This window comes from Proteus genomosp. 6, from assembly GCF_040139785.1.
Classification (GTDB): Bacteria; Pseudomonadota; Gammaproteobacteria; order Enterobacterales; family Enterobacteriaceae; genus Proteus.
Genome location: NZ_JBEEVJ010000007.1, coordinates 229,342 through 253,158 on the forward strand (window position 1 = coordinate 229,342; position 23,817 = coordinate 253,158).

20 protein-coding genes are annotated in these 23,817 nt (G+C 38.3%); 16 read left to right on the forward strand and 4 right to left on the reverse strand.

The window, feature by feature from the left end; all coding sequences use genetic code 11:
* Positions 1 to 38 precede the first annotated feature (38 nt).
* Positions 39 to 2,147, reverse strand: coding sequence for a flagellar biogenesis regulator UmoB (umoB, locus tag ABN212_RS11295; RefSeq protein ID WP_109374168.1), 2,109 nt, complete (start codon positions 2,145 to 2,147; stop codon positions 39 to 41).
* A 353-nt stretch (positions 2,148 to 2,500) separates the two neighbouring features.
* On the opposite strand from umoB, the gene nudE reads away from it, so the two are divergent.
* Positions 2,501 to 3,049, forward strand: coding sequence for an ADP compounds hydrolase NudE (nudE, locus tag ABN212_RS11300; RefSeq protein ID WP_349443234.1), 549 nt, complete (start codon positions 2,501 to 2,503; stop codon positions 3,047 to 3,049).
* 50 nt (positions 3,050 to 3,099) lie between these two features.
* On the opposite strand, the gene mrcA is transcribed toward nudE, so the two are convergent.
* Positions 3,100 to 5,634 (reverse strand): peptidoglycan glycosyltransferase/peptidoglycan DD-transpeptidase MrcA, encoded by a 2,535-nt coding sequence (mrcA, locus tag ABN212_RS11305; protein ID WP_109374166.1) that lies wholly within the window; start codon positions 5,632 to 5,634, stop codon positions 3,100 to 3,102.
* A 115-nt stretch (positions 5,635 to 5,749) separates the two neighbouring features.
* Between mrcA and ABN212_RS11310 the strand changes: the two genes are divergently transcribed.
* The 11 genes from ABN212_RS11310 (at position 5,750) to trpS (ending at position 15,473) form a co-directional block, all read left to right on the forward strand.
* Positions 5,750 to 6,574 carry a hypothetical protein gene (locus ABN212_RS11310; protein WP_198626256.1) on the forward strand — a complete coding sequence of 275 codons (825 nt, stop codon included), beginning with the start codon at positions 5,750 to 5,752 and terminating at the stop codon, positions 6,572 to 6,574.
* Positions 6,562 to 7,131, forward strand: a complete 570-nt coding sequence (locus tag ABN212_RS11315; RefSeq protein ID WP_349443235.1) for a fimbrial assembly protein — start codon at positions 6,562 to 6,564, stop codon at positions 7,129 to 7,131. Before ABN212_RS11310 ends, ABN212_RS11315 begins: the two co-directional genes overlap by 13 nt.
* Complete coding sequence (locus tag ABN212_RS11320) at positions 7,128 to 7,658, forward strand: hypothetical protein (protein ID WP_349443236.1); 531 nt, start codon at positions 7,128 to 7,130, stop codon at positions 7,656 to 7,658. Before ABN212_RS11315 ends, ABN212_RS11320 begins: the two co-directional genes overlap by 4 nt.
* Entirely contained in the window at positions 7,655 to 8,758 is a 1,104-nt protein-coding gene (pilQ, locus tag ABN212_RS11325; RefSeq protein ID WP_198620161.1) for a type IV pilus secretin PilQ, read from the forward strand. Before ABN212_RS11320 ends, pilQ begins: the two co-directional genes overlap by 4 nt.
* Positions 8,759 to 9,337: 579 nt before the next feature.
* A complete protein-coding gene (aroK, locus tag ABN212_RS11330; protein WP_129586866.1) occupies positions 9,338 to 9,859 on the forward strand; it encodes a shikimate kinase AroK in 522 nt (173 codons plus the stop codon).
* A gap of 54 nt (positions 9,860 to 9,913) precedes the next feature.
* Positions 9,914 to 11,008, forward strand: coding sequence for a 3-dehydroquinate synthase (aroB, locus tag ABN212_RS11335; RefSeq protein ID WP_198620162.1), 1,095 nt, complete (start codon positions 9,914 to 9,916; stop codon positions 11,006 to 11,008).
* A gap of 170 nt (positions 11,009 to 11,178) precedes the next feature.
* Positions 11,179 to 12,120 (forward strand): SPOR domain-containing protein, encoded by a 942-nt coding sequence (locus ABN212_RS11340; protein WP_349443237.1) that lies wholly within the window; start codon positions 11,179 to 11,181, stop codon positions 12,118 to 12,120.
* An 82-nt stretch (positions 12,121 to 12,202) separates the two neighbouring features.
* On the forward strand, positions 12,203 to 13,018 hold the full coding sequence (dam, locus tag ABN212_RS11345) for an adenine-specific DNA-methyltransferase (protein ID WP_160230824.1): 816 nt from the start codon (positions 12,203 to 12,205) through the stop codon (positions 13,016 to 13,018).
* A 44-nt stretch (positions 13,019 to 13,062) separates the two neighbouring features.
* Positions 13,063 to 13,734 (forward strand): ribulose-phosphate 3-epimerase, encoded by a 672-nt coding sequence (rpe, locus tag ABN212_RS11350; protein ID WP_198620163.1) that lies wholly within the window; start codon positions 13,063 to 13,065, stop codon positions 13,732 to 13,734.
* Positions 13,734 to 14,423, forward strand: coding sequence for a phosphoglycolate phosphatase (locus ABN212_RS11355; protein ID WP_198620164.1), 690 nt, complete (start codon positions 13,734 to 13,736; stop codon positions 14,421 to 14,423). Before rpe ends, ABN212_RS11355 begins: the two co-directional genes overlap by 1 nt.
* Positions 14,424 to 14,444: 21 nt before the next feature.
* The gene (gene trpS, locus ABN212_RS11360) at positions 14,445 to 15,473 is read left to right on the forward strand and encodes a tryptophan--tRNA ligase (RefSeq protein WP_196533871.1); all 1,029 of its coding nucleotides are present in this window, start codon (positions 14,445 to 14,447) and stop codon (positions 15,471 to 15,473) included.
* A gap of 110 nt (positions 15,474 to 15,583) precedes the next feature.
* On the opposite strand, the gene yiiM is transcribed toward trpS, so the two are convergent.
* Both yiiM and sodA read right to left on the reverse strand, forming a co-directional pair.
* Positions 15,584 to 16,258, reverse strand: a complete 675-nt coding sequence (gene yiiM / locus ABN212_RS11365) for a 6-hydroxyaminopurine reductase (protein WP_349443238.1) — start codon at positions 16,256 to 16,258, stop codon at positions 15,584 to 15,586.
* Positions 16,259 to 16,373: 115 nt separating this feature from the next.
* Positions 16,374 to 16,997 carry a superoxide dismutase [Mn] gene (sodA, locus tag ABN212_RS11370; protein WP_075672604.1) on the reverse strand — a complete coding sequence of 208 codons (624 nt, stop codon included), beginning with the start codon at positions 16,995 to 16,997 and terminating at the stop codon, positions 16,374 to 16,376.
* A gap of 372 nt (positions 16,998 to 17,369) precedes the next feature.
* On the opposite strand from sodA, the gene acs reads away from it, so the two are divergent.
* The 4 genes from acs (at position 17,370) to ABN212_RS11390 (ending at position 23,468) form a co-directional block, all read left to right on the forward strand.
* Positions 17,370 to 19,328 carry an acetate--CoA ligase gene (gene acs, locus ABN212_RS11375; protein WP_198620166.1) on the forward strand — a complete coding sequence of 653 codons (1,959 nt, stop codon included), beginning with the start codon at positions 17,370 to 17,372 and terminating at the stop codon, positions 19,326 to 19,328.
* 158 nt (positions 19,329 to 19,486) lie between these two features.
* The gene (locus tag ABN212_RS11380) at positions 19,487 to 19,798 is read left to right on the forward strand and encodes a DUF485 domain-containing protein (protein ID WP_196533867.1); all 312 of its coding nucleotides are present in this window, start codon (positions 19,487 to 19,489) and stop codon (positions 19,796 to 19,798) included.
* Positions 19,795 to 21,450: a cation acetate symporter gene (locus tag ABN212_RS11385; RefSeq protein WP_196533866.1), complete on the forward strand. Its 1,656-nt coding sequence runs from the start codon at positions 19,795 to 19,797 to the stop codon at positions 21,448 to 21,450. The genes ABN212_RS11380 and ABN212_RS11385 overlap by 4 nt, the downstream gene beginning before the upstream one ends.
* Before the next feature lie 434 nt (positions 21,451 to 21,884).
* Entirely contained in the window at positions 21,885 to 23,468 is a 1,584-nt protein-coding gene (locus ABN212_RS11390; protein WP_349443239.1) for a phosphoethanolamine transferase, read from the forward strand.
* The last annotated feature ends 349 nt before the right edge of the window (positions 23,469 to 23,817 follow it).

Genomic DNA, 23,817 nt, shown 5'->3' on the forward strand with positions numbered 1-23,817 from the left:
GCGATAGTGTAAACACATAGCCTTCCACAACAAGGGACTTACTGAGGAGGGCGATAAAAACAGTGCTCATAATAGAGACTGATTTTATTCATGCGTTGGTTATTTTGTCGCCGGCGCCGGATGATAAGAAATAGGTTCAATATTAAGAACCCGATAGCAAGAAACAATAATAACGTATTACCGATGTAATATAACATTGTCATCGAGTCTGGCAGGCTATGTAAAAATATCTGTAACGTGCCATTTGCATCGATAACCATGCCTGTTATGACACCTCCGGTATCAAAAGGCGTGTGTAATAAAATATCAGATAAACGTTGTAGTTCTCGCCACTGTTCTAACGGGGTCGGTTCAAATACCGAATTTGAACTTGAAGCGTAATCAACAAGTTGTTTTCTCTCATCACTGATTAACAGCACACCACCTGGTGGAGGACTGTTTAACAGTATTGCGGCTTTATCTATTTCTCGGTAGATAAAAGAAGATGTGGTGGTGTCGATAAGCTTTTCCAAGGCCTCAGCACTCACTGCACGCAATAAAACATTAGTTCCGGTTAATTTTCCACTTTCAGCTCGTTGAACTAATGCAGTCCAATCATTGACGTTACTTAAGTTAACTAGCGCCATTTTTAGCCGAATACATTCATTTTCTCGTGGACATAAATCCTGTGTTTTCAACACAATGCCATCAAAATTATCTAACAAGTTCATCCCAGATTTAGTAATCGCTTGGCCTAAACTTGGGTTAACTCTGTTATTAGAAACAGGGTGTAATTGCTCTTCAACCATATGCAATAAAGCGGCAGCTTTTTCTATCGTGCTCGATTCAGGCATTGGCATTGGATTACTGTTATTCCAATAAATCCCTGAGCAATCAAAAGGTGCAAAAATCGTTTTATTATTCTTACTTGATAAATTAGGTGGCATGTAGCACATCCCAACCCCTTTAGCTTGAATAATATCTCCGACATGCAAATCGGTTGTTTCCAACTCGGTAAAGTTGGTGACTAAATGAGGTTCAGTATCTTTAAGCCATGAAAAGCTGAGTTTCATAGAAAGAGAAAGTGGCTGATAAAGATACAACATTCCAATAATAAACAAACTCCAAAAAACGAAAATAATATTTTTAATATATCGTTTATAAGGATAATTTTTCTCTTCATCATGTAATGAAAGGTAATTTCCTTGTTTTACAACATGATGGTTTGGATACATTTCTAAATAGGTCACCTTATCAATATCGTTTTGGATATAAGGCTCCCAATGAGGCGGGTAAACAAGATCAATCCCCCCTAAAGAAACATTTTTTACCTGCCCATGATCAAAATTACCAAAAAGCCCCCAGCGCTTTAAGCGCCCTTTAAAACAGTGGATTTCTTGTTTACGTGGTTTGATTAAAGGGTTGTGGATCAGAAAAATACCAACAGCAAGAAAAGCACCACCAGTCGCTAGGATCCAAGGAAGAAAAACTTGAGGCATCATTAAGGCTGTTAGACACAACGTAAGCCCTATACAAATAAAAGAGCCATCCCAAAAACCAGATGAGTTATGTAATCGATATTCTTCGTTAGTTTCTTCTCGGATTTGTAATAAGTGAGCCGCATCACCTTCGTTCTTTTGGATAGTTGATGAACCATTTGCCAATATCGGTTCAGACAGCTGTTTTAAACTTAGCGCAGAAAAATGAATTTTTTCATCTTTTAAGAAATGTCCATTCACACCAACAACGATGGGGATCGAAGGGGTACAGACAACATCAAGAACGTTTTCTTGCTGAAGATAAGGAACGAGCAGCGGGGGAATATGAATTTCTACAGCATCAATATAGTAACGCCAATGATTTAATCCTTCACTAGAACCTGCAAAGCGATTAACGATATTTCTTAATGTAGTAACGACTTCGCCTTTAATTGGCATTTCGGGGAAGTTTTGTAATGAATAGCCAGAAGAGAAGTTTGATGTACCAAAATAAGATAAATAATCACTAATAAGCCCATAGTCATCAGAAGTGAGCTTGCGATAAGTAGGTTTAGCGAGAGATGGGAGATGATGTGAGCCATCAAGCCGCCTTCTTTTAAAGAATAGAAAGGCGGCCATTATAAATAGGCTTATCATCAAGATAGCCAATATAATGACTGATAATCTCATTTTTTCCCCATGCTTATACTGATGCTGCGTAGTAACAATAACAAATTTAAAACCCTGCCTAACATAAGGCAATTCCTATTCTTTTGTTCTATTTTTTATTTAAATACAATAGATTATATTTTTGCAGTCGCGTTATAATTTATATCTATAATCAAGTTTATATCCGCTAACAATGCTATCTTCGGGTAAAATAGCGAATCAATAAATAATAATATTCTCAAAAAATCAATAAATAACTAGATTTGATAGCGGAGTGTACTCAATTTTCCTTTAAAAGCTAAATCTAATTGTTAGATTTATTTTGTCATTAATGTGTTAAATTCAGGTTAATCTCTATTCTGCCAGGGACTGTTATGAAAGAACTAAAAAAACCCAATATATTAAAAATTGATAACATCGCCCGTTCTCGATTATTTCAGATCCAATCCGTTAATCTGGAGTTTAGCAACGGAGAAAAGCGCACTTATGAGCGAATGAAACCCGCTAATCGTGAAGCTGTTATGATTGTTCCTATTATTGATGACAATCTTATTCTTATTCGTGAATACGCCGTAGGTATCGAAAATTACGACTTTGGTTTTCCCAAAGGCGCCATTGATCCTGGTGAAAATGCCCTACAAGCCGCAAACCGCGAACTAAAAGAAGAAATTGGTTATGGTGCCCACTCATTAATAGAACTCGCAAAGCTTTCTATGGCGCCATCTTACTTTTCTAGCAAAATGAACATTGTCATTGCGCATGACCTTTATCCAGAGCAACTCGAAGGTGATGAGCCTGAGCCACTAATCCAAATACGTTGGCCTATCGCCAAAATGATGGATTTACTCGACCATCCAGATTTTACAGAAGCTCGTAGTGTCAGTGCTCTCTTCTTAGCTCACCGCTATCTATTACAAAAATAAATAGATAATAAAAAACCGGATTTTAACATCCGGTTTTTATTTTCGATTAATTAGAATAACTCGTTAGATTCGCCATTATCCTCAAAAATCTGTGTTCCTACTTCATTTTTTGCCCTTTCTGTCGGTTGAGTCCCATCAATAAAATATTCTTTCATTGAAGGGCCATCACCTGCCAATTTTCCTGTTCTTCTATCAATTTGAACAGCCACAACACCTTTTGGCACAGGCATCATATTAACAGGGACACCATCCAGAGCCACTTTCATAAAGTCATTCCAAATAGGTTGCGCTGTTTTAGCACCCGCTTCACCACCACTCGCGGCAGTTCGACCTAAATTGCGGCTACTGTCATCAAAGCCAATCCAAGCTGTGGCAACAATATTGGCACCATATCCAGAGAACCATGCATCTTTAGAACTGTTTGTTGTTCCGGTCTTACCACCAATATCTTGGCGTTTAAGATCACGAACAGCACGCCAACCTGTACCAGACCATCCCGGTTCACCCACAAGGTTTGTCCTTAATGCATCATGCATTAAGTAAGCCAGTGGTGTGCTGATAACGTGTGGTGCATAAGGGCTTTCTTTTACAGTTTCAGCTAACGGTGCTTGTTCTAATTCAATTTCAGGCGTAGCAGCTGCTGGCTGAGATTTATTAGATTGAGCAACGTTTTCCATATAGTCATCAGATAACGCAATAGAACGCATGGTATCGCCGTAAATAACAGGGATATCAGTACAATCCGGGCAAGCTATCTTTGGTTTTGCAGTAAACAGCTCTTCACCATCAGCATTTTCAATACGTTGGATATAGTAAGGCTCAATGAGATATCCGCCGTTTGCCATAACAGCAAATCCTCGTACCATTTGCATTGGTGTAAATGATGGTGATCCTAATGCTAAAGATTCTGTTCTATCGATATTTTGATTAGGGAAACCAAAACGTAATAGATAATCAGCAGCATAATCCACGCCCATCGCGCGCATTGCACGTACCATCACCACGTTTTTAGACTGGCCTAAACCTTGACGTAAACGAATAGGGCCGGCATAAGTTGGCGGTGAGTTTTTAGGGCGCCAATCTGTTCCTGCACCAGCATCCCAGCGGCTAATAGGTAAATCATTAAGCAGTGTCGATAACGTCAATCCTTTATCTAATGCAGCAGCATATAAGAAAGGTTTAATGTTTGAACCGACTTGGCGTAAAGATTGAGAAACTCGGTTAAATTTACTGATCTCAAAATCAAAACCACCAACAAGCGCAATAATCCCTCCATTGATAGGATCTAATGCAACAAATGCCGCATTAACACCCGGAAGTTGCGCTAGCACCCAACTTTTTTCGTTATTTTGACGTACCCAAATTTGCTCACCAACATGCACAACGGCATCAACTTTTGTTGGTGTTGCGCCTTGAGAGGTGTCAGAAATAAATTTACGTGCCCAACGAACCGCTTTTAAATCTAGCGTAATGTTGTCGCCCGTTTTTAAAATGACTTTGGCTTCTTTCGCATCAGCAGATAACACAACAGCTGGAATTAAAGGGCCATAAGTTTGGATCCCTTTTAATTTCTTGTTGATAGCTTCGTTATCCCATGGTGTTTGCCCTTCACTCCACAAAACTTCTTGAGCACCACGGTAACCATGACGCATGTCGTAGTCGATAACATTATCACGCAAGGCTTTTTCTGCCGCTAATTGATCTTTACGAACCACAGTGGTGTAAATTTTATAGCCATCAGTGTAGGCATTTTCACCATAACGCTCGTACATCTCCATACGCACCATTTCGGTTAGATAAGGCGCTGAGAAATCAATTTGAGGTGCGTGGTATTTCGCAACAATAGGCTCTGCTCTTGCACTTTCATATTGTGCGCGAGTGATATAGTTCTCTTCATACATACGCTGTAAAACGATATTACGACGTTTTAAGGCACGATCATAAGAATAAAGTGGGTTAAGTGTAGAAGGTGCTTTAGGTAAGCCAGCAATCACAGCCATTTCATTAAGGCTCAGATCGTGAACACTTTTACCAAAGTAAACATAAGCGGCAGCACCCACACCATAAGCACGATTACCCAGATAAATTTTATTTAAATACAGCGCTAAAATTTCATCTTTAGTGAGCTCTTTCTCAATGCGGATCGCCAAAAAGGCTTCTTTTATTTTGCGCATTAATTTCTTTTCAGGCGTTAAAAAGAAATTTCGAGCTAATTGTTGCGTAATGGTACTAGCGCCTTGGGAGGCTTGTCCTGATGTTAATGCCACTACAACAGCACGCGAGATCCCAATAGGGTCAATACCGTGGTGTTCACGAAAACGCGTATCTTCTGTTGCGATAAAAGCATTAATAAGTTGAGGAGGCATCTCCTCCAATGTTAGCGGTAAACGACGTTTCTCGCCGTATTGCGCAATCAACTCTCCGTCTGCACTAAATACCTGCATAGGGGTTTGTAAACGAACATCTTTTAATGTCGCGACATCGGGTAACTGAGGCTCAACATACTTATACATACCGTATATCGAGGCTGCTCCCAAAATTATGCAAGCAAAAACGAAGATGAAAAAATATTTTAAGAACTTCACCTTAAATTTCCCATGTAGTGTGAATTGGGCGGTTTATAAACAAACAGTGCGTAGTATAAAGGTAACGCCTCTTTGAAAATAGGCAATTACTCATCAATAGATATGGATATCATTTATGGAAACACACAATTACCAGATTGGTATTGAAATTAACACTCATCATATCAATGCAGTTTTGGTATTTCAGCAGAATAAACAATGGAAGATCAGTGCATTTTGGCAATTCCCTTTACCTCTTAATGACGATTTAAATGATATAAAATTAAGAAAAATCCTAATGGGTTGGCGTAAAAAATTACCTTCTATTAATAATGTTACGCTTTCTCTACCGGATATTTATGAAAACTATCAAATTATCCCACTGCCTCATGCAGTTTCCCTTACATCAGCAGCATGTTATCGGTTGGCGCAACTACGAGCCACATCTTACACACAAAATACGAAAATCCCTGTTAATTTTGATTATCGGCAAAATAAGGGGAAACTCGCTATTCACCTGTGCCATAAAACGATTTTAGATAAGTATATTGACTTATTTTCTCGAATAAACTTAACAATAACTGCGATTGATACCCCAGCGTGTGCACTACGCTATTTAGCAACTTACCTCGGCATCTCACCTCAGAATCCCCTTTTGTACTGTAAAAACAAAACGCTACTTTGGGTATCATCTGATGAAAATATGCCCCATTACGGCACTCTCACCTATGAAAACCAACAAGAGCAACAAGCTTGTATTTATCAGTTAATAGAAAAATACCATTGGCCATTAAAACAGTGTTATTTAACGGGTGATAATGAAGAATATTTTAGCCAGTTGATGCCTCTTTGGCCCAATCTTTCCCTCAACTTATTTAAAACAACGTCAGATAAAGATCTCATTCCATTTGTTGCATTAGGTTTGGCATTACGCCCTGAAGAGGTGCTATGTATCAAGTAAATTACCTACCTTGGCGCCACAGCTTATTTAGACAAAAAGCATTGTTATGGCTTTCTCAAACGCTATCATTGGTCACGATCACTTTCGTTATTTGTAGCTATTACACCTACCATTTGGCACAAAAACGATCACTCATAACAGATCAACAACGCCAAACTCAGCAACAAGAAGATTTATTACTAAAACAGATCGATATATATCAAACACAGAAAAAACAAACACTTTTACACTATCAGCACTATTCACTCTATTATCAAAACTGGTTGCGCTATTTACATTACATTCGCTTCTTTCGAGCTATCGAAACCCATCTTCCCTCAACTGGTTGGATTAGCCACTATGGTGAGGCAGATAATCAACGCTCACTGCATCTCACACTCCCCAATACACAATCACTCTCCTTTATTACCAACCTTAAAAGTCACTCTGTTTTAGCCTCTTTAACGTTGAGTTATTTACAACAAAACAAAACTGATCCGTCTTACACAGAAGTACATTTAAACGGAAAATCAGAAGAACAAGAGCGATGGAATGAAGAAGATGAGGGAAGCCAATGAAAATAAATGCACAATGGTTGTTACTTATTGCGTTTCTACCTAAGTGGAAACTCACTTTACTGAGCTTAATGATACCTTTTATTACCCTGCTATTTTATTACCTCTTTATCTACACGGACTACCAGCAAGAGATAGCCCAACAATACCTAGAAATAGCACAAAGACTAAAGCGTATTAATCACTATCAAAGCACATTAGACACAATGCCATCTATTAATTCACTAATCACACAACAAATAGATTATGACATTCCATTCGATAACCCACCGGTTAGTGAGCAATTACAACGCTTACTAATGACTTATCATTTTATACCAGAGATTTGGGAAAACACGCCTAACTCTTTATATAAACTCACTTTTACTTTGTCTTACCCACAGTTTTTAACACTATTGGAATACCTCAGTCAAACAAGTTTAGCGCTGATCTCTCTGCATATTGTTCCAATAAAACCCCACCTAATTTCAGTACAAATGAGTTTTACAGAGCTAAGTTATCCTAGTGCAATACAGGGTGATATATCATGAAGATAGGAATTTTAATCGTCATATTATATATGATGACAACCACCATTTGGGCTCACACTCGAGACCCCTTCTTTCCTGAGAATAGCGATGATGAAAAGATATCATCTACCTTTATTGAAGAGCGAACATCTACTACAGAACAACCTGAAGAATTACATCACCAACTTTATCCTTTAAATTATGCTGATGCTGAGAGACTAGGCGAACAACTAAGTGATCACACTATTCCATTACTAAGTCAGCAGGGGCGAGTTATTATTGATAGAGAAGCGAATAGTCTTTCAATAGTTGATAATAGTAAAACACTATCTGAAATTGGGGATTGGCTAAAATTACGGGACACCCCACAACAACAAGTTCATATCACCGCACATATTGTGAGTAGCAGTCAGGATGCTCTAAATGAATTAGGTACTCAATGGGGATTACAAGCATTAAAAACACAAACCGAAGCAGCATCTACCATACCTAATGCTATTTCAACAACCTCCTCGCTTAATTCAGCGCTATCAACGCCTTCACTTTCTGCATTATCACTCCATCAAAACACCAAAAACCCTCTTCACTATATTGCATTTAATATTGCTAGAATTAATGGGCGCCTATTAGAGCTTGAATTAAGTGCGTTAGAACAAGAGAAACAGTTATCTATTATTGCCAGTCCGCGGCTAACAACCGCTCATGAAAAAACAGCCTCCATCAAACAAGGAACGGAGATCCCCTATGTCAGTCGAGATAATGAAATCACACGAGTACAATTTAAAGAAGCCGTCTTGGGTATGGAAGTAACGCCCATTATTCAAAGAAATAAAAAGATAAGGTTAATACTTAAAATTAGTCAAAACACACCAGGTATTGCACTTGTTCAAGGCGGAAGTGAACATCTTTCTATTGATAAACAAGAGATCAGCACAGAAGTGACTATTCGCGATGGAGAAACCATTATGTTAGGAGGTATATTTCAGCAAAAGCAACAAGAACACACAGCAAAGATCCCCTTCTTATCCTCTATTCCATTACTAGGCGTACTTTTCAGTCATAAAAGAGATCAACACAGTCGCCATGAATTGGTTATTTTTATTACACCCAAATTAATATAATTTTTTATGTGATAAATATTTTTATTATAAAATACAAAGCACTACATGTTTTTCACTAGAGTTAAACTGAGAGTTATTCATTGTTTTTTCTTATAATCAGTATTTATAGATTTGACGATGAGGACGATTTAGCTTACAAGGGTTAGCTAATTTGAGTGAGCCTGAAACATCACAATAAAAATACGGATACATTTTATGCACTTCCTCTATTCTTGGAGGTAGGGCTTTTTATATGTAATATTGATCGATTGATGACGAAAAAGACAATATTATCAGATGCGGTTTTCCGACTAAATTGTGTTAGAATCTCCGCGTTGCCAACAAAGATAATTACTTTTTTAGTAGTTTTTGTTATGTACTGTGGGCAAAGGGATTTTTATCCTATGTTGTCGCTTATGACAGCATGTGGTTATTTTATAGCGATCTACTGAAAGAACTCAGTCTTATTATGAGAGTAGATAACAAATGTTATCAGGTGTGAATTAGATAAACACTCATAAATTTCAGTTTAGGTCCCGTCGCTGAATGAATTTGGCGGGGCGGGTTATCATTAACGAATATCTTAGTAATACCAAAAACATGGCAGAGAAACGTAATATCTTTCTGGTTGGGCCTATGGGTGCCGGCAAAAGCACTATTGGTCGTCAGTTAGCTCAACAACTTAGTATGGAGTTTTATGATTCCGATCAGGAAATTGAGCGGCGTACAGGTGCAGATGTAGGTTGGGTATTTGATGTTGAAGGCGAAGAAGGCTTCCGTCAACGAGAAGAAAAAATAATCAACGAACTCACTGAAAAGCAAGGCATTGTGTTAGCAACAGGTGGTGGTTCGGTGATATCGCGAGAAACCCGTAACAGATTATCTGCACGCGGTGTGGTTGTTTATTTAGAAACCAACATCGAAAAGCAGCTCGCGCGTACCCAACGTGATAAAAAACGTCCTTTATTGCAAGGTGTTGAACCTGTGCGCGATGTCTTAGAGACATTAGCTGAAGAACGTAATCCTCTTTATGAAGAAATTGCTGACATCACTATTCATACTGATGATCAGAGTGCAAAAATTGTAGCCAATCAAATAATTGAATTATTAGAACAAAACTAATAAATTCAGCTATTTATAAGGTTAAGTAAAGACAATAAAAAGAAGGCCACTGTTATGGAAAAAATCACTGTCACATTAGGTGAAAGAAGCTATCCCATTACCATTGCTTCTGGCCTTTTTCATCAAGAAGATACCTTTTTACCTTTAAAATCAGGGCAGCAAGTTATGATAGTCACAAACGTGACACTTGCTCCACTCTATTTAGAAAAGGTAACGGACACCTTAAAAAAACAGGGTGTTTTGGTTGATAGCGTAATTTTGCCTGATGGCGAACAATACAAATCGCTTGAAATCATGAATGATGTCTTTACTGCATTATTAGAAAAAAATCACAATCGAGATACAACACTTATCGCATTAGGCGGTGGTGTTATTGGTGATCTAACTGGTTTTGCCGCAGCAAGCTATCAACGTGGCGTTCGCTTTATCCAAGTACCAACAACACTATTGTCACAAGTCGATTCTTCTGTTGGTGGAAAAACCGCAGTTAATCATCCTCTTGGCAAAAATATGATTGGTGCGTTTTATCAGCCCGCTTCTGTTGTTATCGATCTCGATTGTCTTGCCACATTACCGCCTCGTGAACTTTCATCGGGTTTAGCTGAAGTTATTAAATATGGCATCATTTTAGATAAAGACTTTTTTATCTGGCTTGAAAATAATATTGATAAACTCTTGGCTCTTGATCCTAAAGCCATGGCATTTTGTATCCGTCGTTGCTGTGAGCTAAAAGCTGACGTCGTTGCTGCTGATGAAAAAGAAACAAGTGGCTTACGCGCACTACTCAACCTTGGCCATACCTATGGACATGCCATTGAAGCCCATATGGGATATGGTGTTTGGTTGCATGGTGAAGCCGTTGCCGCAGGTATGGTAATGGCGGCAAGAACATCTCAAGCACTTGGTCAATTCACTGAAGAAGAGACCCAACGTGTTATTCAATTGCTTGAGAGAGCCAATCTCCCCATCAATGGTCCTATTGAAATGACACCTGATGACTATTTACCTCATATGATGAGAGATAAAAAAGTATCTGGTGGCAAATTACACCTTGTTTTACCAAAAGGTATCGGTCAATCCGAATTACGTGCCGATATTACTCGCGAACAAGTCCACAAAGCGATAACATCTTGCATTAATGCAAATTAAGCTCCCCATTACCTGACAAGCAATAAACTAGAATATTCATTTAAGGAAAATTCTGGTTAATATTGTCAAATGCAACGTTTCAGAAAAAGCGTTTCATCCTTATACTATGAGGTAATGGCTAAGGCTGAATAGAATATTTTTCGCTTTTTGACGCTCTGACGGAGGGCATAATGGACGAGTTCAAACCTGATAATGAAACCAAGGGTGATAATTCACTCAAACCTGATACTTCGGATAGACCTGAACGTCGAACCAACCGACCTCGTAACAATCCATTAAAAAACGCACGATTCTCTGTATCCCGTCAACAGATGATGATTGGTGCAGGTGTTTTAGTCCTTATTCTGCTAATTATCGCAATAAGTTCAGCATTAAAATCACCAGAAACAACTGAACCTGCACCTTCGACCAATACGGAAAGAAATATCGACCTATCTCAACAACCGTCATCCGTTACGCCTTCAGAAAATGGTCAGCCATCGACACCTCAATCTATTTCTGGGCAAGAGATACAGCCTGCAACACCACCTTCACAAAATTTACCTCCAATGATTGATTCGCAAGGTCAACGTGTTGAGATCCCTGGAGATATCGTTGATTCTTTAAATCAACAACAAGCAGGTATTAATCAAGCCACTAATCAGCAGCAATTAAATGTGCAACAGCCACAACCCGTGCAGCCTGTCACGCAACCACCTGCAACTAAACCAGTGCAACCCGTACAAAAACCGGCTGAAGTAAAAACACCACCAACAAAACCAGTAACACCACCAGCAACAACGCAACCTAAACCTGCAACGACTAAACCTGTTGTTTCAGGCTCATTATCAGCAAGTAATTTAAGCACTATCCCTGCTACTAACTATACTTTGCAATTAAGTGGTGCAAGTCGCCAAGATACCTTAGAGGCTTTCGCTAAAAAGAACCTCAATGGAAACTACACTATTTACAAAACGCAGCGTAATGGTAATCCATGGTATGTACTCATCTATGGAAATTATCGTAATATAAGTGAAGCCAAGCAGGCTGTTTCTTCTTTACCTGCGCCAGTACAAGCCAAACAACCTTGGGTTAGACCGATGAAACATGTTCATCAGGATCTAAAAAAATAATTAAGACGAAGTTCACCGCTGATATGCTGTCTGAAACAGAGTACAATCGGCGACTCTGAAACGATTGAGAAATTTGGACGGCATGAAAAAAAAACGCGCATTCCTAAAATGGGCTGGTGGTAAATATCCTTTGGTAGATGACATTAAACGTCATCTGCCTGAGGGTAATTGTTTAATTGAACCTTTTATGGGTGCCGGTTCTGTTTTTTTAAATACAGAATACGATTCATATATTCTTGCCGATATAAATAGTGATCTAATTCATCTCTATAATACGGTAAAGCAACATCCTGAAAAATTTATGAAGGATGCTCGCTTATTATTTACCCCTCAAATGAATATCGCAGAAGAGTTCTATCAACTACGACAAGAATTTAATCGTTCAACGGACGCTTATCAGCGTAGTGTGTTATTTCTCTATCTTAACCGTCATTGCTACAATGGGCTGTGTCGTTATAATTCAAAAGGTGAATACAATGTCCCTTTTGGTCGTTATAAAAAACCTTATTTTCCTGAAGCAGAGCTAATTTGGTTTTCTGAAAAAGCACAAAAAGCCGAATTTGTTTGCCAAAGCTATTCATCAACGATGACAAATGCAAAAAAAGGCGCCGTTGTTTATTGCGATCCTCCTTATGCACCGTTATCACCGACTGCAAATTTTACGTCATACCATACAAATAGCTTTAGTTTTCAAGAGCAGGAACATCTGGCTCAACTTGCCTCAATGCTGGCTTACGAGAGACAGATACCCGTGTTAATATCAAATCATGAGACTGCGTTAACAAAAGAGTGGTATGTAGACGCAAAAGAGCTACACAGTGTGAAAGTCAGAAGAACAATCAGTAGCAACACACTTGGTCGTAGCAAAGTGAACGAATTACTTGCCTTATATAAATAATCGTTAACACCTCCCGACAATGGGAGTGTTGTCTGGAGAATGCGATGAAAGATTTTCTGATTGCCCCTTCTATTTTATCCGCTGATTTTGCTCGCCTTGGCGAAGACACTGAAAAAGTGCTCGCAGCTGGCGCAGATGTTGTCCACTTTGATGTTATGGATAACCACTATGTACCGAACCTAACGTTTGGTGCGCCAATTTGTAAAGCTCTGCGCAACTACGGTATTACAGCGCCCATTGATGTTCACCTAATGGTTAAACCCGTTGATCGCATTATTCCTGATTTTGCAGAAGCTGGCGCAACATATATCTCATTTCACGCTGAAGCCAGTGACCACGTTGACCGTACAATTCAACTAATAAAAGATTGTGGTTGTAAAGCAGGCTTAGTGCTTAACCCAGCAACCCCATTAAATTATCTCGATTATGTAATGGATAAATTAGATCTTATTCTGCTGATGTCTGTTAACCCAGGCTTTGGTGGTCAATCATTTATTCCTAACACCCTCGATAAATTACGCCAAGTTCGTAAAATGATCGATGATAGTGGTTATGACATTCGTTTAGAAATTGATGGTGGTGTTAAAGTCGATAATATCGCTGAAATTGCCCAAGCAGGTGCAGATATGTTCGTTGCTGGCTCAGCTATTTTCAATCAACCAGATTATAAGCATGTTATTGACAATATGCGTCGCGAATTAGAAAAGGTATCGTAATGATAGACAAAAAACTCAAAGGCATTCGTGCTATCGCCTTTGATCTTGATGGCACACTCACAGACAGCGCTGTTGGACTAACAGAAGCAACAGATTACGCATTAACATCAAAAGGTTTTGCACCTGCTGGTAAACATAATGTCACAATTTGGGTGGGTAATGGCGTTGATATGCTACTTACGCGCGCTTTACATAACGCTGGCGTAGAAGATGTCACAGAAACCTTATTAAAAGAGATGCGTGACCTTTTTGATGAACATTATGCAACATCGGTCAAAACAGGCAGTGATTTATTCCCACACGTCAAAGAAACGCTTGAAGTATTAGCTTCACATAACATTCCATTAGGTATCGTTACCAATAAGCCTTCACCTTTTATTGCACCACTATTACAGCAACTGAAAATTGATAAATATTTTTCCTTAGTACTAGGGGGAGATGATGTCAAAGAAAAAAAACCACATCCAGCACCATTATATTTAACAATGGGTACATTTGGTGTTAAAAAGGAAGAACTCCTTTTTGTTGGGGATTCTCGCAACGATATTATTGCAGCACAAGCGGCCGAGTGCCCTTGCGTAGGTTTAACCTATGGCTATAACTATGGCGTCTCTATTGCAGACAGCAAACCTGATTATACACTCGATAATTTTGCTGACTTGCTATCAATCCTCGACATCACGCAATGACAACTGTGGAACAGAATTAAGATGACGACTTCAGTAGAAAAAACGGCACAAAAGCCAATTGTATTCAGTGGTGCACAACCTTCTGGTGAACTCACTATTGGTAACTACATGGGTGCATTACGTCAATGGGTACAAATGCAAGATGACTATGATTGCATTTACTGTATCGTTGACCAACACGCCATTACAGTTCGTCAAGATCCAAAAGAACTTAGAAAAAGAACCTTAGATACGCTGGCTCTTTATCTTGCTTGCGGTATTGATCCAGAAAAAAGCACTATTTTTGTTCAGTCACATGTTCCACAACATGCACAATTAAGCTGGGCACTTAACTGCTATACCTATTTTGGTGAATTGAGCCGAATGACTCAATTTAAAGATAAATCAGCGCGTCACTCTGAAAATATCAATGCAGGGTTATTCGATTATCCTGTATTAATGGCGGCAGATATTCTGATTTATCAAACAAATCAAGTCCCTGTTGGTATCGACCAAAAACAACATCTTGAATTAAGCCGTGATATTGCTCAGCGCTTTAACGCTATTTATGGCGATATCTTCACCGTACCCGATCCTTTTATTCCAAAAGGCGGTGCTCGTGTTATGGCTCTGCAAGATCCGACCAAGAAAATGTCCAAGTCTGATGATAACCGTAATAACGTTATCGCATTGCTTGAAGATCCAAAAGCAGCAGCCAAGAAAATTAAACGCGCAATGACAGATTCTGAAGAACCACCTCGTGTTATTTACGATCTTGAAAATAAAGCAGGTGTGTCTAACTTACTCGATATCTTAGCGGGTGTTACAGGTAAAACTATTCCTGAATTAGAAGCTGAATTTGAAGGCCAAATGTATGGTCATCTAAAAGGTGCTGTCGCTGATGCGGTATCTGAAATGCTAACCAACATTCAAGAACGTTTTAACACATTCCGTAATGATGAAGCATTGCTTAATAAAATCATGAAAGAAGGTGCTGATAAAGCCAAAACTCGTGCTCAAGCAACCTTAGACAAGGTTTATGATGCGATTGGATTTATCGCACATCCGTAATTTTTCGTTAATACATAAAAAAACACCCCAAAGTTGGTGTCCAACTTTTGGGGTGCAGTTCATGTTTAGGGAGGTGTTTTAATACCATTAATTATCAATTAGATAACTATTTATCTCTTAAACAGCCGTCTATCAAAGCTCTCAATAGTTTGATTTTGCAGTCTTAGCTGCATGGTTTTACTCCAACTCGCTGATAATCCTGCCGCACTTAATAAACGATGATAAAGCTCTTCATCAAAAGGCATATGAAAAGCAATAGAAATAGCTTCTTTAACAGAGACATCACTGTTTCTTGAAACCAACACAAGAGGATGATGACTGCCTGTTTCTCCTGCACTCACAACACGATATAACCAACCACAATAACCACTATCTTGCATAATTTGCGAAAAGTTACTGACTTCTGTCACTGTGTTAAGTTTGTAGCAAGGAGAGCGAGGTTGAGTCACTTGAATTAATGCAGTTCCCCATTGATAAATATCCCCAATAAAAACATTCTCTTCCGTCATGCCTGTTGTTGAGATATTTTCACCAAATGCGGGAGCATGGAAAAAATCGACTAATTGTGGAAATTGCTCAGCCCAATAAAGATAATGTTCGTTAGGATAGTGACAAAGGGCGCGATCAGGACCACCGTGAAAACTCTTTTCTGCTTGCTCATCACCTTCTAATCCTAGTGATGTCAATTTGATAGTGCCATCCATCAGCCTTTTGGTGATCGCACTGGTAAATCCATTAGATGTTGTTGTGATATTACCGATAAAAACACTAGGAAAATAACGCATAGCTCACTACCTAAACAGAAAAGAATAACTCATAGTAAAGATAGTGTTCAAAAGAAACAATGCCGACAAATGTCGGCATTGAAAATATAAAAAAGAAAGGATGTTATCTACTCAATTATGCTTTGCTCTGAAAACGTTTTTGCGCTTCGTCCCAGTTAACGACGGACCAGAACGCTTTAATATAATCAGGGCGGCGATTTTGATATTTCAAGTAGTAAGCATGTTCCCACACATCTAACCCTACAATTGGGTAACCTGATGCGCCAGCTAACTCTTCACCCATTAATGGGCTATCTTGGTTTGCAGTAGAAACTACCGCAAGTTTGCCATCGTCTTTTAATACCAGCCAAGCCCAACCTGAACCAAAACGGCTCGCAGCCGCTTTTTCAAATAACTCTTTAAAGGCATCAACGCTACCAAAATCGCGCTCAATCGCATCTTTTAGTGAACCTTGTAATTGAGTACCTAGCTTCAAACCTTTCCAGAATAATGAGTGGTTAGAGTGACCACCAGCGTTATTACGTAAAAAAGTACGTTGATCAGCAGGCACTTTATGAAGATTTTTAACTAATTCATCAATCTCCAAGCCAGCAAGCTCAGGTAATTTTTCTAATGCTGTATTGGTATTATTCACATAAGTTTGATGATGCTTAGTATGGTGAATTTCCATTGTACGCTCATCAAAGTGAGGCTCTAATGCATCATAAGCATAAGGCAGTGCAGGTAATGTATAGCTCATATTAATCTCCAGTGCTGTTTTATCTTGGATCACATCATGTGATTTATCTTTTCATTTCATTATAGTGAAAAAAACGTTAATGAAAATCATTATCATATCCATATTATTTTTGTGGTTTTTTTATCCAGCACGGTTAAATTAATTTTCACAGTATATTATTTTAATTTAAAAGCGTTCTATTAAACGATAATCCTATTAAACAAGAAAATAGTAGATAAATAATGCCCTGCTAGCTTTAGCACTAATTGAACATTCCATGAAAAGCATTTCCATTAATTCGTGATCTTCTGCGCAAAAAAGAAACAATCTTTATTTACCCTCTTTTGTTAACGACTTTTTGACATAGTATTAACAATAGTGAGGAGAACTATTATGACAAAAATAAACCAACATCATATTCCTGCAAGCATTGCAGAACACGCCCTGATCAATAAAGAGCAATACCAAAAAGATTATGAATTATCCATTAAAAACCCTGAGGCCTTTTGGGCAGATAAAGGGAAAATCATTGACTGGATAAAACCATATACTGTGGTAAAGAATACTTCTTTTGACCCAGGCCATGTACGCATTCGCTGGTTTGAAGATGGTCAGCTAAATATCAGTCAAAACTGTCTTGATCGCCACCTTAAAACACGAGGTGATCAAACCGCCATTATTTGGGAAGGCGACTCACCTAATGAGTCGAAAAAAATCACTTACAGACAACTCCACCAAGATGTTTGCCAATTCGCTAATGTATTAAAAAATTTAGGTATTAAAAAAGGCGATGTTGTGGCGATTTATATGCCGATGGTGCCAGAAGCGGCAGTCGCTATGCTCGCTTGTACTCGTATTGGTGCTATCCATTCTGTTATTTTTGGTGGTTTCTCTCCTGAAGCTGTCGCAGGCAGGATCATTGACTCAAAAGCTAAATTAGTAATTACAGCTGATGAAGGATTACGTGCAGGTCGCGCTATTCCTTTAAAGAAAAATGTTGATGATGCTTTAAATCACGCTGATATCCCTCCTATTAATCATGTAGTAGTATTTCGTCGAACAGGACATACCGAACAATGGATTGAAGGACGCGATGTTTGGTGGGATGAAATCACCCAAGGTGTCAGCACTGAGTGTGATGTTGAAGTAATGGATGCAGAAGATCCTCTCTTTATTCTGTATACATCAGGTTCAACAGGCAAACCCAAAGGTGTACTGCACACAACGGGAGGTTATCTCGTTTATGCTTCAATGACCTTCAAATACACCTTTGATTATCATGAAGGTGATATTTATTGGTGTACTGCTGACGTGGGTTGGGTAACAGGACATAGCTACTTACTGTATGGCCCTCTGTCAAATGGTGCGACTACTGTTATGTTTGAAGGTGTCCCTAATTATCCATCTGTTAACCGCATGGCTCAAATTGTTGATAAACACCAAATCAATATATTATATACAGCACCGACTGCAATCCGTGCATTAATGGCTGAAGGCGATAAAGCGATTGAAGGTACTCAACGCACCTCTCTGCGCATTCTAGGCTCCGTAGGTGAACCCATTAATCCAGAAGCATGGGAATGGTTCTATCAGAAAATGGGACGTAGCCAATGTCCTATCGTTGATACATGGTGGCAAACAGAAACTGGTGGTTTCATGATAACACCATTACCGGGTGCAATGGATCTAAAACCAGGCTCAGCAACACGCCCTTTCTTCGGTATTCAGCCTGCAATTGTCGATAATATGGGCGAAGTACAGCAAGGGGCTTGCGAAGGAAACTTAGTGATTACTGATTCTTGGCCGGGTCAAGCAAGAACTCTTTTTGGTGATCACGATCGTTTTGAGCAAACTTATTTTTCAACCTTTAAAGGGATGTATTTCTCTGGTGACGGCGCTCGCCGAGATGAGGATGGTGACTATTGGATAACAGGGCGTGTTGATGATGTCTTGAATATTTCAGGTCATCGTTTAGGAACAGCAGAGATTGAATCCGCTCTTGTTGCACATCCTAAGATTGCAGAAGCCGCAGTAGTTGGTATTCCTCATAATATTAAAGGACAAGCTATTTATGCTTATGTCACTTTAAATCACGGTGAAGAGCCAACTCCTGAACTTTATACAGAAGTTCGCAACTGGGTACGTAAAGAAATTGGGCCAATAGCCACACCAGATATCCTACATTGGACAGATTCCTTACCTAAAACACGATCAGGGAAAATTATGCGCCGTATCTTGCGTAAAATTGCCTCTGGCGACACAACTAACCTCGGGGATACCTCAACACTCGCTGATCCGGGTGTTGTAGAGAAACTGTTAGAAGAAAAACAGTCTCTATCACTCACTGCTTAATACACAACAAATAACTGTCATTCAAAAAACGTAATACGACAAAGCAAAGGCATGAAAATGCCTTTGCAGGGCTCTCTTACCTGAAAATCATGGAATGCGGGGGATTTAAGCCTCTAAATCAAGTGATAAACCAAACAATTATATAGAGGAGAACTCTGATGAATTCCAATATTTATCAAGAGATAGAAAACAACCCTCGCTTTAAAGAACTGGTTAATAAACGTAGTCGTTTTTCATGGACACTTTCAATTATTACGCTCGTTATGTACGTCTCATTTATCTTACTTATTGCGTTCTATCCACAATGGTTAGGTACACCATTATATGAGGGCAGCTACATTACACGAGGTATTCCTATTGGTATGGGTTTAATCATCGCCTCATTTTTATTAACGGGCGTTTACGTTATTAAAGCCAATACAGAGTTCGACAAACTTACCGCTGAAATTATTGAAGAGGTAGAAAAATGAGAAAGTTACTTTATGCAATAAGCTTATTTTTCCTCTCCTCAACGGTTGCTTACGCTGCCGCAATAACTGAAGGAGGTGAGAAACAACCTATGAATATTCAGGCCATCATCATGTTCCTAATATTTGTAGGATTAACACTTTACATCACTTATTGGGCTTCTAAACGTACCCGCTCTCGTGCTGATTACTATACTGCCGGAGGGAAAATTACTGGCTTCCAAAACGGAATGGCAATCGCCGGTGATTTTATGTCTGCCGCATCCTTTTTAGGGATCTCCGCACTGGTTTATACCTCGGGTTATGATGGACTTATTTATTCAATTGGATTTCTGATTGGTTGGCCTATCATTCTTTTTATCATTGCTGAACGCTTACGTAATTTAGGACGCTATACCTTTGCTGATGTTGTCTCCTATCGCTTAAGCCCTAAACCAGTGAGAACACTCTCCGCTATTGGATCACTGGTTGTTGTCGCTCTTTATCTGATTGCACAAATGGTTGGTGCCGGTAAATTAATCGAACTCCTTTTCGGCTTAAACTACCATATTGCCGTTGTGCTTGTCGGTATTCTAATGGTGCTATATGTTTTATTTGGAGGCATGTTAGCCACCACTTGGGTTCAAATCATTAAAGCTATTTTATTACTTGCAGGTGCAAGTTTTATGGCTGTTATGGTGATGAAAGCTGTCGATTTTAATTTCAATACCTTATTTAAAGAAGCCGTTAGTGTTCACTCAAAAGGGTTCTCTATCATGAGTCCTGGTGGATTGGTTTCTGATCCTATATCTGCTCTCTCTTTAGGTCTTGCACTAATGTTTGGTACGGCGGGACTTCCTCATATCATCATGCGCTTCTTTACTGTTAGTGATGCAAAAGAAGCCCGTAAGAGTGTTTTCTATGCAACAGGTTTTATCGGTTATTTCTATATTCTTACTTTTATCATTGGTTTCGGCGCTATCTTACTCGTTAGCCCTAATCCTATGTTCAAAGATGCCGCTGGCGCTTTGATTGGTGGAACCAATATGGCGGCTGTTCACTTGGCGGATGCCGTTGGCGGTAACTTCTTCTTAGGCTTCATTTCAGCCGTTGCCTTCGCTACTATTTTAGCCGTTGTTGCAGGACTAACTTTAGCGGGCGCATCTGCGGTATCACATGATCTCTACGCGAATGTAATTAAAAATGGTCACGCAGATGAAAGACAAGAGCTAAAAGTATCCAAAATTACTGTGGTTATCTTAGGTATCGTCGCTATCGGTTTAGGTATTTTATTTGAAAAACAAAATATTGCCTTTATGGTGGGGCTAGCTTTCTCAATTGCAGCAAGCTGTAACTTCCCAATCATATTGTTATCAATGTATTGGAAAGGGCTGACAACACGAGGTGCAGTCGCAGGAGGATGGTCTGGTTTATTAGTTGCTGTCACGTTGATGATCTTAGGGCCAACAATTTGGGTAAGTATTTTAGGTCATGAAAAACCCATCTATCCTTATGAATATCCAGCATTATTCTCAATAATCATTGCTTTTGTTGTCTCATGGCTTTTCTCTGTTACTGATAAATCATCTTTAGGTGAGCAAGAAAAAGCAAAATTCCAAGCACAGTTTATTCGTTCTCAAATTGGCTTAGGTATTGAACAAGGTAAACAGCACTAACAGTCTGAAATAATGTTATCTTTCTAAATAAAAATAACCCCAAAGTGAATTTCAACTTTGGGGTTATTCATTTTCAATGATTTTTATCCATTATCATAAAAATCTTGATCCTATTTCTATTATTTACTTATTTAGAATACTTTTAAGCTTTAACTACATATCTATACGATTATTTAAATAACTTATTATTAGTTATTCTACTGTTATAAAAATAAAAACAAATTAAATTGAAATCAATTAATTACAAATAAAAAGAAACATAACTTATTTTCTACAAGGCTTATTAATAAAGCCAAATAGCTCAAAATAGTGAGGAAGAAGCATAGTAATATCAATTTCAGACACACTTCAGCCAAACAAGGCTTGTATTGTCAAAAAGTAAATGGTTAACTTTTTATTCTGTATAAAAAGAGGTGGTAGTTTTTAAATAGATTATGTCTCAATTAACTCATTACGCACTTTTATTTTTCTTATCTATGGCACCTGCAATATTGGGTGGTTCAACACTGCATATAGAACAAAAAATCTATATTGTTCTTATTGGTTGGCTACTTATACTGATATGTAGTGGCATTTATCGTTCTGTTTTTGGAAAAATAATAACCTTTATTACTAGTGCGCTATGGTCTTTAAACCTGTCTATTTCTCTATTTTTCTATCGTGAACACGATATTGCTTTTTCATCATCCATTGCTGAAACTTTTATTAATACCAATGGCAGCGAAACTGTCGGTATGCTCTCTTATAATAAGTATTATGTCTTATTTTACCTATGTGCTTTTGCCATTTACTATTTTTTCATCCATAAAGCAGCTCAAGTATCTGATCTAAAAACGACAAAAAAAAGTGTGACTGCTTTTGTTATATTAATAGCCATCATTCCAATTTATAAAATCTTAGCATTGAAAAACGATGACAACAGTAAATTACTTGCAGAATATACCCTTCTGAACACACCTTTTTATAATGCAGCAGCACTTGTCCGAACCTTCCATGAAAATCGCCAAATTAGAAGAATTGCCTCTCAAAAAGTTGAGTTTCAATATAATAAACATAATGATAATACAGAAATTTATATCCTTATTCTTGGAGAATCCGTTCGCAGAGATCATCTAGGAATTTATGGCTATCAGCACGATACAACACCTAATCTAATGAAAGAAAAGAGTAATCTTATCCTATTCAATCAAGTTTATTCTCCTGCACCAGTAACTATTCTTTCTGTACCAATTTCACTCTCAAATATAGGATTGGAACAGTTACAAGATAAAAGTCATTACGCTGATAATATTGTTTCTCTTGCCAATCATGCTGGGTTTAAAACATATTGGTTAAGTAATCAAGGTGAAGGTAATCAGAAAACCAGTGTTATTTCTGTCATTGCTAATATGGCTCAAAATAAAAAGTGGAATGAATTTATCGGTTATGATGAAGAGTTGCTTCCTTATTTAGACAGAGCTCTCAATGAGCCATCTGAAGAGAAAAAACTAATCATCTTACATACATATGGTAGCCATGAGCCGGCCTGTAATCGATTTCCAAGTCAGTATTTAAAGAAATTCACGCAAGAAGATGATGATAACTGCTATGACAGCTCTATCGCTTATACAGATAAATTAATTAATGACATCATCGAGAGAGTCAAAGATAAACCAGCTTCTATTCTCTACTTTGCAGATCACGCTTTACAGCGTCTCGATAAAAATAGAGAGGTTCGTTATCATCATGGTGTAAATACGCCACGAAAAGAAGCTTATGATATCCCTTTGTTTATTTGGTATAGCCCATCATCTATTAAACCTACTATCAATAATGATGCATTGAATAAGCCTTATTCAACAGTAAATAACTATTGGCTACTAAGTAGTTGGCTTGGAATAGAACATAACTCCCCTCAACAGTGTCACTCACCATTAAATGAGTGCTATCAGCCTAAATCACCAATCACTGTTATTGATGGTAATAAAAATATCTTAAACTATGATTTACTGCGTTCAGAAGAGCAGGAGCCTCAATAACATTCTCATTAAAAGATATCTAAATAAAAATAGACTCAGTAATAAAGAGTGTGTTTTTACATTTACACCTTCTGCTTTTAATTAGATCCATCAGAGATAACAAGAAATAAAAGATCAGAACACTAGGCATTAAATTAATGTGATATTAGATGCTTGATACAGGGATCATTTCACTAATGAGTTGCCATAAATAGTGTTTAACGGCATGAAGATTGGCTATTTTATTGAGGAATGTAACCATAGTTTCTAATTAATGACTAACATATAAGCTGTTGATCTTTTTAAAAACCCCAAACGCAAAAAAGCCAACCCATTGGGTTGGCTTTCTCGTCTTATTTAATGCCTGGCA